The following is a 16,521-nucleotide window of genomic DNA, read 5'->3' as shown; positions in this document are numbered from 1 at the left end:
TACGCCCGCTCCGCGGGCTACTCGATCAGCAGGAGCCGTCAGGCGATGCCCGCCGCGCGGCGCACGAGCGCGGCGACCGTGGCACGGGTCGCGTCGTCGGCCGCGGTGAGCGCGTAGGCCGTCGGCCAGATCGTGCCGTCGTCGAGCTGCGCGCCGTCCTGGAAGCCGAGGGTCGAGTAGCGGGTGCCGAACTTCGCGCCCGGCTGGAAGAAGACGATCGCCTTGCCGTCGGCGCGCGCGTAGGCGGGGAAGCCGTACCAGGTCTTCGGCAGCAGCTCGGGGGCCTCGGCGGCCACGACCTCGTGCAGCATCTGCGCGATCGGACGCTCGACGTCCGTCATCGCGGCGATCGCCGCCTCCGCGTCGGCCTTCTCCGCGGCGGTCTTGTCGGCGCTCTTCTGGCGCTTCGCCTCCTCGCGCAGCTCGGCGGCGCGCTGCTTCATCGCGGCGCGCTCCTCTTTCGTGAAGCCGTCAGCCATGGGAGTCTCCTTCGCGCGGGCCCGGGCGGTCCGTCCGGGCTCATCGTGGCAGTCGGCGGCGATCGCGGCAACGGCGGAGACGGTCGTCCGCTCAGCAGCCGTGTCGGCGGCCGCCGGTAGCGTGGACGGATGCGCCTCCTCCTGATCCGCCACGGCCAGACCCCCTCCAACGTCGACGGCATCCTCGACACCCGCATCCCCGGCCCCGGGCTCACCGAGCTCGGCCGCAGCCAGGCCGCGGCCCTGCCGACGACGCTCGCCGACGAGCCGATCGGCGCGCTCTTCGTCTCGACCATGCGGCGCACGCACGAGACGGTCGCGCCCCTGGCCGCCGCGCTCGGGCTCGAGCCGGTCGAGCGCGCGGGCATCCGCGAGATCGCGGCCGCGGGCCTGGAGATGCGGGGCGACGAGGCCGCGGTCGAGGAGTACATGGGCACGGTGTTCCGCTGGGCGGGGGGCGAGACCTCGCTGAGGCTGGCGGGCGGCGAGACCGGCGACGAGTTCGCCGCCCGCTACGACGCGGTGGTGGCGGAGACGGAGGCGACCGGCCACGACGTCGTCGCGCTGGTCAGCCACGGCGCCGCCATCCGCTGCTGGGCCGGGATGCGCTCGCTCGACCTCGACGCGGACTTCATCGCCGACCACCTGCTCGACAACACCGGCGTCGTGATCCTCGAGGGCTCGGGCTCGGAGTGGTCGCTCGTCTCCTGGGAGGGCGAGCCGGTCAGCGGCGTCGGCGTCGCGGCCCCGTCGGGGCCGGCAGGCGAGACGATGGACTGACGGCGGGGCATCTCGATGCGCCCGCTGCGCGGGCTGCTCGATCAGCATGGGCGGTCCGCTGCGCGGGCCGCTCGAACATCCGGGCGCAAGCGGGCATCGGCGGGTAACGATCGGGCAACGGTGCGGAAACCCGCCCTGACCAGCACCGATGTCAGCCCATAGCCCGGCTCTGCATCGTTGTGGAGCGCCTTTCCGCAGGCCCGCCGTTTGTCCGCGCGGACACCCGCGGCTACGTTGGACGGCGGTCCTCGAGACCCCGATGAATCGGTCCGCGCTCGTGCGGCGTCCTCCCCGACGTGCCGCGAGCGTACGGTCAACGGGTGCGCGAGGCGGCCCCGTGGCCGCCTCCCGGACGAACCGGAATCGCCTCCGCGCCCCCTCCGCTCACCGCGGCGGGACGCCCGCGGAGGCTGGAGAGACGGCGTCCCCCGCACCCGACCCGGCACCACGAGATGAGAGTGCAGGGATGCGTCCCTGCGCGCCGACGGAGTGCACGTGCAGCAGAATCAGCAGGACATCAGCGAGCCCGGGAACGGAGCCGCCACCGCCACCCTCGAGCGGGAGGGCCCGGCCCTCGAGGCGAGGAACCTCTTCAAGGTCTTCGGCCGCCGCCCCGACGAGGTCGTGCGGCGGCTGCGCCAGGGCGCCGACCGCGCCGACCTCGCGGGCCAGGGCACCGCGGCGGTGATCGACTCGTCCTTCGAGGTGCGCCGCGGCGAGATCTTCGTCGTGATGGGGCTGTCCGGCTCCGGCAAGTCGACGCTCATCCGCATGCTCAACGGCCTGCAGGAGCCGACCGCGGGCGAGGTGCTGATCGAGGGCACCACGATCACCGGCGTCCCGGAGAAGGAGCTGCGCCGCATCCGCCGCTCCTCGATCTCGATGGTCTTCCAGCACTTCGCGCTGCTGCCGCACCGCACCGTGCTCGACAACGTGGCCTACCCGCTCGAGATCCAGGGCGTGCCGGCGGCCGAGCGCCGCGAGCGCGCGCTGCTCGCGGTCGAGCGGGCCGGCCTCGCCGGCTGGCACGAGAAGATGCCCGACGAGCTCTCCGGCGGCATGCGCCAGCGGGTCGGACTCGCCCGGGCGCTCGCCGCCGATACCGACATCGTGCTGATGGACGAGGCGTTCTCGGCGCTGGACCCGCTCATCCGCCGCGAGATGCAGGAGCAGCTGATCGAGCTGCAGCACGAGCTCGGCAAGACCATCGTCTTCATCACCCACGACCTCAACGAGGCCATGCTCCTCGGCGACCGGATCGCGGTCATGCGCGACGGCCGGATCGTGCAGATCGGCACCCCGGAGGAGATCCTCACCGACCCGGCGAACGACTACGTCGCCCAGTTCGTGCAGGACGTCGACCGCGCCCGCGTGCTCACCGCGTCCGCCGTGATGGAGCCGGCGCGCTCCGTCGTGACGCTCGCCGCCGGCCCCCGCGCCGCCCTGCGCACCATGCGCGACCAGCAGACCGCGGCGGCCTTCGTCGTCGGCGCCGGTCGCCGGCTGCTCGGCACCGTCCGCGACCGCGACGTGATCGAGCAGGTCCGCGCGGGCACCACCGACCTCTCGCTCGTCGTCACCGAGGCCGTCGTCAGCGTCGGCCCGGATACCGCGCTCAGCGAGATCATCGAGCCGGCCGTCGAGTCGGCGCTGCCGGTGGCCGTCGTCGACGAGGCGGGGCGGCTCCTCGGCGCGATCCCGCGCGTGACGCTGCTCGCGGCCCTCGGCAATCTCGGCCCGCAGACCGGCGGACTGCCGCTCGTCGAGCCGCCTGCGACCCTCCCCACGGAGATGGTCACCGCGACCCTGCACGCGACCGGCGGCCCCGTCGACGACGCCGTGCTCGCGAGCGAGGGGGGCGTGCGATGAACCCGGACCTCCGCCTCCCGCTCGGCGCCGCCGCCGAGAACCTCGTCGACCTGCTGACGCAGACCTTCCAGCCCGTCTTCGACCTGCTCCGCACGGTCTTCGGCGCCGCCTACACCGGCGTCGACTTCGTGCTGGCGACCCCGCCGTTCTGGGTCGTCATCGCCCTGATCGCGGTGCTCGCCTACGCCGCGCGCGGCTGGGTCTTCGGGCTCGGCTCCGCCGTCGGGCTCCTGCTGATCGCGAGCGTCGACCAGTGGGACAACGCGATGGACTCGCTCGCCCTCGTGCTCGTCGCCTCCGCCGTGGCGATCGCGCTGAGCGTGCCGCTGGGGATCCTCGCGGCCCGCAACCGGACCGCCTCGACGATCCTGCGCCCGGTCCTCGACTTCATGCAGACCATGCCGGCGTTCGTGTATCTCATTCCGGCGCTGATCCTCTTCCGCGTCGGTGTCGTGCCCGGCATCGTCGCGACGATCGTCTTCGCGATGGCGCCCGGCGTCCGGCTCACCGAGCTGGGCGTCCGCGGGGTCGACTCCGAGCTGGTCGAGGCGGGCGAGTCGTTCGGCTCGTCGAAGTGGCGCATCCTCCGCCAGATCCAGCTGCCGCTCGCGCTGCCGTCGATCCTGGCCGGCCTCAACCAGGTCATCATGCTGTCGCTCTCGATGGTCGTCATCGCGGGCATGGTCGGCGCGGGCGGTCTCGGCGGGGACGTCGTGGCCAGCATCGGCCGGATCGACGTGGCGCTCGGCTTCGAGGCCGGCATCGCGGTGGTGATCCTGGCGATCATCCTCGACCGGATGACGAGCGCCCTCGGCGCCCCGTCGCCGGCCCGCGTCGCCCGGGCGAGCAGCCGCAAGGCCGTCGTCGCGACCCGCACGGCCATCGCCGCGGTGTCGGTCGGCGTCGTCGCGTCGCTCGGCGCGTCGGCCGTCGCCGGACCGGCGACCACCGCGGCCGTCGACAACGGCGACCGCACCGACGTCACCCTCGCCGTCTTCCAGGGCTGGGACGAGGGCATCGCCGCGTCGCGGCTCTGGGGCGCGGTGCTCGAGGAGGAGGGCTACGACGTGACGCTGCAGAGCATCGACGTGGCGCCCGGTTTCTCGGGTCTCGCCAGCGGCGACTACGACCTGGCGCTGGACACCTGGCTGCCGATCACCCACGGCGACTACCTCGACGAGTACGGCGACCGGATCGTCGACCTCGGCGCCTGGAACGACGACGCGAAGCTCACCATCGCGGTGAACGAGGACGCGCCGATCGACACCCTCGAGGAGCTCGCGGCGAACCCCGAGGTGGTCGGGAACCGCCTCGTCGGCATCGAGCCCGGCTCGGGGCTGAACGGGATCACGACCGACGCGGTCATCCCCGGCTACGGCCTGGAGGGGATGGAATACCTCACCTCGTCCACGCCCGCGATGCTGCAGGAGCTCTCCAGCGCGACGGCGGCCGGCGAGAACATCGCGGTGACGCTGTGGCGGCCGCACTGGGCCTACGACGCCTTCCCGGTGAAGGACCTCGAGGACCCGAAGGGACTGCTCGGCGAGGCCGAGGGGATCCACGCCTTCGGCTCCGCGTCCTTCGACGGCGACTTCCCGACGCTGAGCAGCTGGCTGCGCGACTTCCGGATGGACTCGGACACGCTGTACTCGCTCGAGAACGCCCTGTTCAACGAGGGGGCCGACGACCAGGACGCGGCCCTCGAGTCGTGGCTGGCGGAGAACCGGGAGTACGTCGACGGTCTGACGAGCTGACGGCGGGATCTCGAGACGGGCGCTGCGCGCCCTACTCGATCAGCAGGGAACGGACCGCTGCGCGGGCCGCGCCCGCCGCAGGAGGGGGCGGACGCCCGATGCACGGCAGCCTTCTCATGCTGGTCGAGCAGCGCGCAGCGCGTATCGAGACCCACCCTCCGCCAGAACATCAGCTGAGAGCCGCCCTCATCGCTCATGGGCGATGAGACGGACTCTCAGCTGATGTTCTGCGCGCGGGTCAGGCGCGGGCCGCCGCGTACTGCTCGCGGATGACCGGGCGGTGGTCCGGTGTCGGCTCGGCGAGGGAGGTGACCTCCCAGGTCGGGCGCGCGCCGGTCAGCGCCCAGGCGGCCTGCACCGCGGCGCCGTCGGCGACGTACTCGCCCGGCGTCGGCACGACCACGGGCACGTCGAAGACCTGCGAGGCCGCCAGCTGCACGGCGCTGTTCTGCGCCGCTCCGCCGATCAGCAGGATGCGCCGGGCCTCGACGCCCTGCGCCCGCACGGCGTCCAGGCCGTCGGCGAGGCCGCAGAGCATGCCCTCGATCGCCGCGCGCGCCAGGTTCGGCCGCGTGGTCGACGCGATCGTCATCCCGTGCAGGCTCGCCGTCGCGTCGGGCAGGTTCGGCGTCCGCTCGCCCTCGAAGTAGGGCACGAGCACGAGACCGCCGGAGCCCGGCTCCGCCTCGAGCGCGAGCGCCGAGAAGGCGTCGAAGTCGCTGCCGAGCAGCCCGGCCGTCGAGGCCAGCACTCGCGCCGCGTTCAGCGTCGCGACCAGCGGCAGGAACCGCCCGCTCGCGTCCGCGAATCCGGCGACGGTCCCCGACGCGTCGCGCACCGGGTCGTCCGTCACCGCGAAGACGGTGCCGCTGGTGCCGATGCTGACCACGACGTCGCCGGGGCCCGCCCCGAGGCCGAGCGCCGCGCCGGCGTTGTCGCCCGCGCCGGGACCGACGACGAGACCGCTCTCGGTCGTGCCGGCCTGCTCCGACGGACCGAGCACCCGAGGGAGGAGCGCCCGGTGGCCGAGCGCGCGCTCGAGCAGGTCGAGGTCGTAGCCGTCGGCGCCCCAGTACGAGGTGCCGGAGGCGTCGGAGCGGTCGGTGGTCAGCGCGTCCAGCTGCGGCCCGCGCGCGGAGTCGGGGCCGTAGCCGAGCAGGCGCCAGGTCAGCCAGTCGTGCGGGAGCGCCACGGCCGCGACGCGCGCCGCGTTCTCCGGCTCGGCGTCGCGCAGCCAGCGCAGCTTGGTGGCGGTGAAGGAGGCGACCGGGACGGTGCCGGTGCGCTGGGCCCAGGCGTCGGCGCCGAGCTCCTCGATCAGCTCGCGGGCCGCGCCGGCGCTGCGGGTGTCGTTCCAGAGCAGCGCGGGCCGGATCACCTGCCCGTCGGCGTCGAGGACGACCATGCCGTGCTGCTGCCCGCCGACCGAGATCGCGGCGACGTCGTCGAGTCCGCCCGCGTCCGCGAGCGCGACCTGCAGCGCCTCCCACCAGGCGGCCGGGTCGACCTCGGTCCCGTCCGGGTGCGCGGCGCGCCCGGTGCGGACCACGGCTCCCGTGTCGAGGTCGCGGACGACCACTTTGCAGCTCTGGGTGGACGAGTCGATCCCTGCGACGAGCGTCATCGCCGTCTCCGTTCGTTGTGGCGGGTGCGGAGGCGCGGCCTCCGCTGAAGTCGGGGCGAGGTGGCGGTGCCACCGTCGAGCGGAAGGGCGGAGGCGGTGCCTCCGCGGAGGAGATGCGGGGGAGGGCCGGAGCCGTCACCCCGGCATGCGAGAACGGACGAGACCCCCTGCCGAGGCAGAGGATCCCGTCCATCTCAGGACGTCCCGCGGTGAACCGCGGGAGCGGCCGGGGTGGGTCAGCCGCGCGCGCCGAGCAGGTGCTCGGTCGCGAGCTGCTGCAGGCGGACGAAGCCGAAGCCCTTGCCGCCGAGGTACGCGTCGGTGTCGAACGACTCGTAGGACGCGCTGTCCGCGAGCAGGTCGTCGTACGACTCGCCCTCGTTCAGCGTCGGGGTCGACAGCTCGCCGACCTTCGACGCCGCGAGCGCCTCCTGCACCTCGGGGTCGGCGCGGAAGGCCGCCGCGCGCTCCTTGAGCAGCAGGTAGGTGCGCATGTTGGCCGCGGCCGAGTCCCAGACTCCGGTCTCGTCCTCGGTGCGCGAGGGCTTGTAGTCGAAGTGGCGCGGGCCGTCGTAGGCCGGGACGCCGCCGGGGCCGCCGTTCTCCAGGAGGTCGACGAGTGAGAACGCGTTGTGCAGGTCGCCGTGACCGAAGACGAGGTCCTGGTCGTACTTGATGCCGCGCTGACCGTTGAGGTCGATGTGGAAGAGCTTGCCGTGGTACAGCGCCTGGGCGATGCCGGCCGTGAAGTTCAGGCCCGCCATCTGCTCGTGGCCGACCTCGGGGTTCACGCCGACGAGCTCGGGGCGCTCGAGCGAGTCGATGAACGCGATCGCGTGGCCGAGGGTCGGCAGCAGGATGTCGCCGCGGGGCTCGTTGGGCTTGGGCTCGATCGCGAAGCGGATGTCGTAGCCCTTGTCGGTGACGTAGTCGCCGAGCAGGTTGACGGCCTCGCGGTAGCGCTCGAGGGCCGCGCGGATGTCCTTGGCCGAGTCGTACTCGGCGCCCTCGCGGCCGCCCCACATCACGAAGGTCTGCGCGCCGAGCTCGGCGGCGAGGTCGATGTTGCGGAGGACCTTGCGCAGCGCGAAGCGGCGCACGTCGCGGTCGTTCGAGGTGAAGCCGCCGTCCTTGAAGACCGGGGCGCTGAAGAGGTTGGTCGTCACCATCGGGACGATCAGGCCGGTGGACTCGAGCGCGCCCTTGAGGCGGTCGATCTCGGTCTGGCGCTCGGCGTCGGTCGAGCCGAACGCGAAGAGGTCGTCGTCGTGGAAGGTGAGGCCGTAGGCGCCGAGCTCGCTCAGCTTCTCGACCGCGTGCACGGTGTCGAGGGGCTTGCGGGTCGGGCCGCCGAACGGGTCCGTCCCGTTGTAGCCGATGGTCCAGAGGCCGAACGAGAACTTGTCGGCGCGGGTGGGGGTCAGGGACATTGATCCGAATCCTTTCCGGCGACGTCGCCGAATTGTTGTTGCGCCCAACATATCGATCGGCGGCGTGCGGCGCAACGGTCGTCGCGACGTGTCGCGTGGTGGTGCTCCTCGATCGACGCGACGTCTCGCGACGATATGTGGCGCGGCCCGACGAATTCCTTGCGGAAGCGTTTCGACTGTGCGTACAGTGCTCAGCAGCAACCCGGTCGAAGCGTTTCGAAGCACTGCTCTCCCGAGCAGGGCGGAGCGGCCGGGCACCGACGACGAGGTCCGGCAGGAGGAACGATGGCGAGCATCCACGACGTCGCCCGCGTGGCCGGAGTCTCGATCAGCACCGTCTCCTACGCCCTCTCCGGCAAGCGATCGATCGCCGCCTCCACCCGCCAGCGGGTCGACGAGGCCGTCCGGCAGCTGGGCTACCGGCCGCACGCCGGCGCCCGCATGCTCGCCGGAGCGCGGACCCACATCCTCGCCCTCTCGGCGCCGATGCGCGGCGAGCTGCACCTGCCCACCCACATGCGCTTCGTCACCGAGGTGCTCGAGCGGGCTCGCGAGTCCGACTACGACGTCCTCCTCCTCGTCACGGACGAGGCCTCCAGCGGCATCGCACGGGTCTCCTCCTCCTCGCTCGTCGACGGCGTCGTCCTGATGGGCGTCGACGACGAGGACGACCGCGCGGCCCTCATCCGCGCGGCCGGCGTCCCGGCGACCTTCATCGGCGTCCCGGCCGACGCGCACGACCTCGCCTGCGTCGACCTCGACTTCGCCGAGGCCGCCCGCCGCAGCGTCCGCCTGCTCGCCGAGCAGGGCCACCGCTCGATCGGCCTGATCGAGCACCCGCAGTCGTACACCGACCGCAACGCCGGCTTCGTCCGCCGCTTCGACGACGCCTTCGAGGCGGAGTGCGCGGCCCTCGGTCTCGCCCTGAGCGTCGAGCGCCCGCACATCGGCCGCGCGAGCGCGTCGGCGGCGGTCGACGCGCTGCTCACCGCCCCGGTCTCCGCCCTCGTGCTGCACTGCAACGAGCCGGTGGCGGAGGCGGCGATCGAGCGCCTCGTCGAGCGCGGCCTCTCGATCCCCGGCGACCTCTCGGTCCTCGCGGCCTGCGCGAGCTACGACGGCGCGGCGCTCCCGGTGCCGGTCAGCAGCATCCCCCTCCCGTTCGACGCGATGTGCCGCGCGGCCGTCGCCCGCACCCTCCAGCAGATCGACTCCGGCCGCACCACCGGCGTCGACCTCCTCCCGCCCCACTACGTCGATCGCGGCTCCGTCGCGCTCGCCGCGACCGGCACCCCGGTGCCGGCCGCTCCCTGACCCCTCCCCAGTCCTCTTCGCCTCCGCGCTCTCCACGTCGATCGTCGAAACGCTTCGACAGCTCGGCCGGTCTCAGAGAGCGCTCTTCGACTCGCACGATCCACCGCTCACAGCCCTCGTCCACAGCCCCGCGGCACCGTTTGAAGGAGAACTCCCGCTATGTCGCTTCGTCCCCGCACCGCCTTCCACCGCCCCTCCGCCGCCACCGTCGGCTCCCTGAGCCGCCGCGGCCTGATCGCCGGCGGTGTCGGCATCGGCGCGATGTTCGCGCTCGCCGCCTGCTCCGGAGGCGGCTCCGACGCCGGCTCCGACGCCCTAGCCACCGACGTCGACGGTGCCGGCCGCACCCTGACCATGTGGGACTTCGAGACCCCCGACAGCGACCGCGGCATCGCCTGGCTCGCCGCCCGCGACATCTTCACCAAGGAGACCGGCGCCGAGATCGCCTACGAGTTCAAGGCCTTCGAGCAGCTGCGCACCGGTGCCAGCCAGATCTTCAACTCCAACTCCGCGCCCGACGTCGTCGAGTACAACAAGGGCAACGCGACCAGCGGACTGCTCTCCAGCCAGGGCCTGCTCACCAACCTCGACGAGGCCGTCGAGTTCTACGGCTGGGACAAGCTGATCCCCGGCGCTCTGCAGACCACGGCCAAGTACGACGACAAGGGGATCATGGGCTCCGGCTCCTGGTACGGCATCCCCAACTACGGCGAGTTCACGTTCGTCTACTACAACAAGGACGTCTTCGCGGCGAACGGCCTCGAGGTCCCCACGACCTACGACGAGTTCACCGCCGTGCTCGACGCCTTCGTCGCCAAGGGCATCACGCCGCTCGCCGAGGCCGGCGCGGAGTACCCGCTGCAGCAGCTCTTCTACCAGCTCGCGCTGCTGAAGGCCGACCGCCAGTGGATCACCGACTACCAGACCTACACCGGCGAGGTCGACTTCGAGGACGCGGCCTGGAGCTACGCGGCCGACCAGCTGCAGACCTACGTGGACAAGGGCTACTTCTCCGCCGACGCCTCCGGGCTCAAGGCCGAGGACGCGGGCACCGCCTTCATCTCGGGCGAGTACCCGATCTTCTTCTCGGGCTCGTGGTGGTTCGGCCGCTTCAAGACCGAGATCACCGGCTTCGAGTGGGACACCTTCCTCTTCCCGGGCGCCGAGTTCACGATGGGCTCCGCCGGCAACCACTGGGTCATCCCCGAGACGGCGAAGAACAAGGACCTCGCCTACAAGTGGATCGACATCACGATGCGCCCCGAGATCCAGAACCTCATCGGCAACAACGGCGGCATCCCGCTGGTCGTCGACGAGACCGCGATCACCGACGAGAAGAGCAAGGCGCTGCTCTCGCAGTGGAAGACGGTCGTCGACGAGGACCAGCTCTCCTTCTACCCGGACTGGCCCACCGCCACCTTCTACGACGACCTCGTCGCCGCCTCGCAGGAGCTCATCAACGGCTCGGTCGACCCCAGCGGAATGCTGACGGAGCTCCAGGGCAAGTACGACGACGGAGTCGCGGACATCAAGTAACCGCAAGGTCGTCCCCTCCCGCGAGATGCCACTTGTGCACGCGACACGCCGTGAAAGCCGTGCACAAGTGGCATCTCGCGTCACCCCAGGCTCCGCCGCCCCCACACGACAGCACACGTTCAAGGAGTACCCATGACGACGACCGTTCCGCGTCGCGCGGAGAGCGCCCCGCCGCCTCCCACGGCGGAGAAGCCGCCCCGCGAGAAGCGCTCCGGCGGCTACTGGCTGTACCTGATCCCGGGCTTCGTGCTCTTCGTGTTCATCGTGCTGATCCCGCTGATCTGGAACATCTACATCAGCTTCACGTCGTGGCGCGGCATCAAGCCGCCGATCTTCATCGGCCTCGACAACTGGATCGAGCTGATGGGCGACGACCAGTTCTGGACGTCGTTCCTCAACTCCGTCTACATGATCATCGCGATGGTGATCGTGCCGACGATCCTCGGCCTCCTCCTCGCCGCGATCCTCTTCGATCTGGTCGGCAAGAAGTTCGGCGGCCGGATCGCCTCCTTCCTCCGCGCGACCTACTACCTCCCGCAGATCCTGCCGACGGTCATCGCCGCGATCGTGATCGGCTGGATCCTCCGCCCGGACAACGGCGCCCTGAACTCGATCCTCGAGGCGGTCGGCCTCGGCTCGCTCGCGCACGACTGGCTCGGCAAGCCCGACACCGCGATGCTCTCGATCATGGTCGTGATGATCTGGGTGCAGCTCGGCTACCCGGTCGTCATCTTCATGGCGGCGCTGCAGCGCGTGGACCCCGAGCTCTACGAGGCCGCGGAGCTCGACGGCGCGAACTGGTTCCAGCGCTTCCGCTGGATCACCATCTCGATCATCCGGCCCGAGGTCTTCGTCGTCACCCTCACCTGCACCATCGCGGCGCTCAAGGTCTTCGGCCCGATCTACGCACTGACCCGCGGCGGCCCGGGCGACTCGACCATCGTGCCGAGCTACTACTCCTACACCGAGTTCTTCCAGAAGCAGCAGGTGGGCTACGGCGCCACCATCGCGACCGCGCTGACCATCGTCATCGTGATCCTGGCCGTCCTCTTCATCCGCGCCCAGGAGCGCGTCGAGCGCAGCGAAGGAGCCCGCTGATGTCGGCCATCGAAGCCCTGCCGTTCACCCAGGCCGGAACCGACGACACCGATCTGACCACGCCGAAGAAGGCGCCCAAGGCCTCGAAGGGCGCGACCAAGCGCACCCTCGGCGACTGGGCGATCCTGGTCGTGGCCGTCGTGATCGGACTCGTCATCATCAGCCCGGTGCTGCTGATCCTGCTCAACTCGTTCAAGACCCCGGCCGAGTACTCGGTCGGCGGCCCGCTCGCCTTCCCGACCGGCCTCTCCTTCGACGGCCTCTCGACCTTCTGGGAGCGGGTGAACTTCCCGGAGAAGCTCGGCAACTCGATCCTGATCTCCGGCTCGGTCGCGATCCTCGCGGTCGCCCTCTCGGTGCTCAACGCCTACGCCATCGGCATCGGCCGGGTGAAGGGCCGGAGCTGGATCATCATCCTGTTCCTGCTGGCGAACATGCTGCCGCAGGAGGCCCTGCTCTACCCGCTGTACTACATGTTCAAGGCGGTCGGGATCTACGACAGCCAGCTCTCGGTGATCATCATCTTCACCGTGATCCAGTCGGCGTTCGGCACCTATCTGCTCTCCAGTGTCTACGGCACCTTCCCGAAGGAGATCCTCGAGGCCGCGGCACTCGACGGCGCCTCGAAGTGGCAGGTGCTCACCCGGGTGATCGTGCCGATCTCGCGGCCGACGCTCTCGGTGCTGATGATCTTCTTCTTCATCTGGACCTGGAACGAGTTCCTCATCCCGCTGGTCTTCCTGGTGAGCGACGCGACGCAGACCGTCCCGATCGCCATCTCCAGCCTCCAGGGCGACAAGATCATGGACGTCACGACGACCAGCGCGAGCGCCCTGCTGGGCCTGCTGCCGACGCTGATCTTCTTCCTGATCTTCCAGCGCACCCTGACCCGCGGCATCACCGCCGGCGCGGTCAAGTAGCCCCTTCTCACCGCGGCGCGGGTCCTTCCATCGGGGCCCGCGCCGCTGATCCCCTCGGCGCGCCCGACCGGGAATCGAAGCGCTTCGACCTCGCTCCCGGCATCGGCCTCCCCATCAGAAAGGCACCACCCCATGAAGTTCACCGACGGGTTCTGGCAGACGAGGGCCGGATTCACGCCCCTCTTCGCGCAGGAGGCGTACGACATCCGCTCCCACGGCACCTCGCTCGAGGTGATCGCCCCGACGAAGGTGATCCAGGGCCGCGGCGACGTGCTGAACCGGCCGACGCTGACCGTCACCGTGTCCTCGCCGGCCGAGGGCGTCGCGAAGATCCGGATCGAGCACTGGCGCGGCACCGCGACCCGCCGCGGCTTCGATCTGGTCGACGACGCGGTCGGCGAGGCGAGCCTCACCGAGACCGGCGGCGTGCTGCGCACCGGCGACCTCGAGGTCCGCGTCGCGCAGGGCGCGCCCTGGTCGCTCGAGTTCTGGGACACCGCGACGAACACCCGCCTCACCGGCTCCGGGCACAAGGCCGAGGGCTACCTCACCGGCCCGGACGGGAAGGCCTACCTGCACGAGCAGCTCGACCTCGGCGTCGGCGAGCTCGTCTACGGCCTCGGCGAGCGCTTCGGCCCGTTCGTGAAGAACGGCCAGACCGTCGACGTCTGGAACGCCGACGGCGGCACCTCCTCCGAGCAGGCCTACAAGAACGTCCCCTTCTACCTCTCCAGCCGCGGCTACGGCGTCCTCGTCAACGACCCGGGACTGGTCTCCTTCGAGATCGGCTCCGAGACGGTCGAGCGCGTGCAGTTCTCCGTCGGCGGCGAGGCGCTGGAGTACCTGGTGATCCAGGGCCCGACCAAGAAGGACGTGCTCCGCCGCTACACCGGGCTGGCCGGCCGCCCCGCGACCGTCCCCGCCTGGAGCTACGGCCTCTGGCTCACCACGAGCTTCACCACCAGCTACGACGAGGAGACGGTGAACTCCTTCATCGACGGCTTCGCCGAGCGCGAGCTGCCGCTGTCGGCCTTCCACTTCGACTGCTTCTGGATGCGCGAGTTCCAGTGGACCGACCTCGAGTGGGACCCGCGCACCTTCCCCGACCCGGAGGGGATCCTCACCCGCCTGCACGAGCGCGGCCTGCACACCTGCGTCTGGATCAACCCCTACATCGCCCAGGCCTCGGCGCTCTTCGAGGAGGGCCGCGAGAAGGGCTACCTGCTGCGCACCACCGCGGGCGACGTCTGGCAGTGGGACCTGTGGGTCGCCGGCATGGCGCTGATCGACTTCACGAACCCGGAGGCGACCCGCTGGTTCCAGGACAAGCTGCGGGTCCTCGTCCGCCAGGGCGTCGACTCGTTCAAGACCGACTTCGGCGAGCGCATCCCGTCCGAGGGCGTGGCCTGGCACGACGGCTCCGACCCCGAGGGCATGCACAACTGGTACACCCAGCTCTACAACCGCGCGGTGTTCGAGGTGCTGGAGGAGGAGCTGGGCGAGGGCCGCGCGGCGCTCTTCGCCCGCAGCGCCACCGTCGGCGGCCAGGCGCTGCCGGTGCACTGGGGCGGCGACAACACCTCCTCCTACGTCTCGATGGCCGAGACCCTGCGCGGCGGGCTCTCGCTCGCGCTCGGCGGCTTCGGCTTCTGGGCGCACGACATCGGCGGCTTCGAGGGCACGCCCGACCCGGGCGTCTTCAAGCGCTGGCTCGCCTTCGGCCTGCTCTCCTCGCACTCGCGGCTGCACGGCTCGTCCTCGGTGCGGGTGCCGTGGGCGTTCGACGAGGAGGCGGTCGACGTCACCCGGCTGTTCACCCGGCTGAAGCTCTCGCTGATGCCCTACCTCTACGCGGCGGGGGCGGAGGCGGCGCGCACCGGCACCCCGGTGATGCGGCCGATGACGCTCGAGTTCGAGGACGACCGCAACGCGGCGCACCTCGACACGCAGTACATGCTCGGGCACGACCTGCTGGTCGCGCCGGTGTTCACCCCCGATGGCTCGGTCGAGTTCTACCTGCCGCGCGGGCGCTGGACGAACTGGTGGACCGGCGAGAGCACGGACTCGGCGGGGGAGTGGCGCCGCGAGGTGCACGGCTTCGACTCGCTGCCGCTCTACGTCCGCGAGGGCGCGGTGATCCCGGTCGGTGCGCGCAGCGACGTCGCCGAGTACGACTACGTCGACGGGCTGGAGCTGCGGGTGTTCCCGGGGGCGGACGGCGAGACGGTCGTCCGGGTGCCGGCGCACGACTCCGGTGCGGAGACGGTGTTCACGGTGACCCGCTCGGGCGGCGACGTGAGCGTCGACGCGCCCGCCGGCAGCTGGACCTGGACCCGCGCGGGGTCCTGACCGCCGGGGTCCGCGCACAACATCAGCTGAGAGAGGGGTCCCTCCTCTGTGGAGGGAGGGACCCCCTTCTCAGCTGATGTTGTGCGGCCGGAAGCGCCCGCACCCGCGGATAGGCTGGCCACGGAGAGCAGAGGAGACCGCGGAATGGCCGAGAACGCGACGCGCGGCAACAACCTCGACCGGGTCCGCCGGCACAACCTGTCCGCGCTCCTCCGGCTCGTGCACCGCGGGGGCCCGCGCTCCCGCTCGCAGCTGACCCGTCTCACCGGGCTCAACCGCTCCACCATCGCCGCCCTCGTCGGCGAGCTGGTCGAGCTGGGCCTCGTGCGCGAGCTGCAGCCCGAGACCCTCAACCAGGTCGGCCGGCCGAGCCCGATCGTCGAGACGGACCCGCGGGTCGTCGCGATCGCGGTGAACCCGGAGATCGACGCCGTCACGGTCGCGATCGTCGGCCTCGACGCCGAGGTGCGCCGCCGCATCCGCCGCACCGCCGCCGTGCCGAGCGCCGAGGCCGCGGCGGCGCTCGCGGCCGGCGCCATCGCCGAGCTGGTCGCCGAGCTGCCGGCGGACGCCCGCACCGTCGGCATCGGCGTCGCCGTCCCCGGTCTCGTCCGCGACGCCGACGGCCTCGTCCGGGTCGGCCCGCACCTCGGCTGGACCGACGAGCCGTTCTCCCGGATGCTCGCCGAGGCGACCGGGCTGCCGGTGCTCTCGGCCAACGACGCGAACCTCGGCGCACTCGCCGAGAGCGTCCTCGGCGCGGGCCGCGAGGTGTCCCATCTCGTGTACCTCAACGGCGGCGCGAGCGGCGTCGGCGCCGGCGTGATCGTCGGCGGCACCCCGCTGCACGGGATCGACGGCTACGCGGGCGAGATCGGCCACACCCTCGTCAACAGCGCCGGCGTCGACTGCCACTGCGGCGCGGTCGGCTGCCTCGAGACCGAGGTCGGCCGGGCGGAGCTGCTGCGGGTGCTCGGACTCGACGAGAGCGCCGACGTGAGCGAGCGGCTCGAGGAGGCGCTCGCCGCCTCGAGCGATCCTGCGGTGCGCGCCGAGGTGGAGCGGCAGCTGGGGCACCTCGCCGTGGCGCTGCGCAACGTCGTCAACATCTTCAACCCGCAGCTGGTGGTGCTCGGCGGGTTCCTCGGCGCGCTCGTCGGTGTCGCGCCGGGCTTCCTCGAGGAGCGGCTGGGCCGCGGCGGGCCGTTCCGGGTGGCGCTCGACTCCGTGCGCATCGCCCGCACCGAGCTCGGCGCCGACCTGCTGATGCTCGGCGCGGCCGAGCTGGCCTTCGAGCGCCTGCTCGCCGATCCGCTCACCGCCGAGCTGCACTCGGCCGGCGGCGCGCGGCCGGCGGCCTGAGCCGCT

The 16,521-nt window shown here is 71.6% G+C and carries 12 protein-coding genes; 9 read left to right on the top strand and 3 right to left on the bottom strand.

The genetic code is table 11. The features are described 5' to 3' along the window. Nucleotides 1–38 precede the first annotated feature (38 nt). Nucleotides 39–479, bottom strand: coding sequence for a hypothetical protein (locus EDF22_RS12510; protein ID WP_123705235.1), 441 nt, complete (start codon nt 477–479; stop codon nt 39–41). A 129-nt stretch (nt 480–608) separates the two neighbouring features. Here EDF22_RS12510 and EDF22_RS12505 point away from each other — a divergent pair, with 129 nt between their 5' ends. From EDF22_RS12505 to EDF22_RS12495, 3 genes are all read left to right on the top strand, one after another. Continuing rightward, a complete protein-coding gene (locus tag EDF22_RS12505; protein ID WP_123705234.1) occupies nt 609–1,259 on the top strand; it encodes a histidine phosphatase family protein in 651 nt (216 codons plus the stop codon). Between the two features lie 516 nt (nt 1,260–1,775). Then, complete coding sequence (locus EDF22_RS12500; RefSeq protein ID WP_260300748.1) at nt 1,776–3,128, top strand: glycine betaine/L-proline ABC transporter ATP-binding protein; 1,353 nt, start codon at nt 1,776–1,778, stop codon at nt 3,126–3,128. Beyond that, nucleotides 3,125–4,882: an ABC transporter permease/substrate binding protein gene (locus tag EDF22_RS12495; RefSeq protein ID WP_123705233.1), complete on the top strand. Its 1,758-nt coding sequence runs from the start codon at nt 3,125–3,127 to the stop codon at nt 4,880–4,882. The genes EDF22_RS12500 and EDF22_RS12495 overlap by 4 nt, the downstream gene beginning before the upstream one ends. 238 nt (nt 4,883–5,120) lie before the next feature. Here the strand turns inward: EDF22_RS12495 and xylB are convergent, their stop codons facing one another. Continuing rightward, nucleotides 5,121–6,506, bottom strand: a complete 1,386-nt coding sequence (gene xylB / locus EDF22_RS12490) for a xylulokinase (protein ID WP_123705232.1) — start codon at nt 6,504–6,506, stop codon at nt 5,121–5,123. 236 nt (nt 6,507–6,742) lie between these two features. Beyond that, complete coding sequence (gene xylA, locus EDF22_RS12485; protein WP_123705231.1) at nt 6,743–7,936, bottom strand: xylose isomerase; 1,194 nt, start codon at nt 7,934–7,936, stop codon at nt 6,743–6,745. 285 nt (nt 7,937–8,221) lie between these two features. Here xylA and EDF22_RS12480 point away from each other — a divergent pair, with 285 nt between their 5' ends. The 6 genes from EDF22_RS12480 (at nt 8,222) to EDF22_RS12455 (ending at nt 16,515) form a co-directional block, all read left to right on the top strand. Further along, complete coding sequence (locus EDF22_RS12480) at nt 8,222–9,250, top strand: LacI family DNA-binding transcriptional regulator (protein WP_185038900.1); 1,029 nt, start codon at nt 8,222–8,224, stop codon at nt 9,248–9,250. A 159-nt stretch (nt 9,251–9,409) separates the two neighbouring features. Next, nucleotides 9,410–10,786 carry an ABC transporter substrate-binding protein gene (locus EDF22_RS12475; RefSeq protein WP_243582285.1) on the top strand — a complete coding sequence of 459 codons (1,377 nt, stop codon included), beginning with the start codon at nt 9,410–9,412 and terminating at the stop codon, nt 10,784–10,786. A gap of 132 nt (nt 10,787–10,918) precedes the next feature. Further along, nucleotides 10,919–11,884 carry a carbohydrate ABC transporter permease gene (locus EDF22_RS12470; RefSeq protein ID WP_123447720.1) on the top strand — a complete coding sequence of 322 codons (966 nt, stop codon included), beginning with the start codon at nt 10,919–10,921 and terminating at the stop codon, nt 11,882–11,884. Then, a complete protein-coding gene (locus tag EDF22_RS12465) occupies nt 11,884–12,804 on the top strand; it encodes a carbohydrate ABC transporter permease (protein ID WP_123447719.1) in 921 nt (306 codons plus the stop codon). Before EDF22_RS12470 ends, EDF22_RS12465 begins: the two co-directional genes overlap by 1 nt. 132 nt (nt 12,805–12,936) lie before the next feature. Beyond that, nucleotides 12,937–15,153 (top strand): alpha-xylosidase, encoded by a 2,217-nt coding sequence (gene yicI / locus EDF22_RS12460; protein ID WP_123705229.1) that lies wholly within the window; start codon nt 12,937–12,939, stop codon nt 15,151–15,153. Nucleotides 15,154–15,297: 144 nt separating this feature from the next. Next, nucleotides 15,298–16,515: an ROK family transcriptional regulator gene (locus EDF22_RS12455; protein WP_123705228.1), complete on the top strand. Its 1,218-nt coding sequence runs from the start codon at nt 15,298–15,300 to the stop codon at nt 16,513–16,515. Nucleotides 16,516–16,521 lie beyond the last annotated feature (6 nt).

The organism is Rathayibacter sp. PhB127 (genome assembly GCF_003751665.1).
Taxonomy (GTDB): Bacteria; Actinomycetota; Actinomycetes; order Actinomycetales; family Microbacteriaceae; genus Rathayibacter; species Rathayibacter festucae.
The sequence above is the reverse complement of the archived record's forward strand: the minus strand, read 5'-3'. Positions and strand labels throughout refer to the sequence as shown.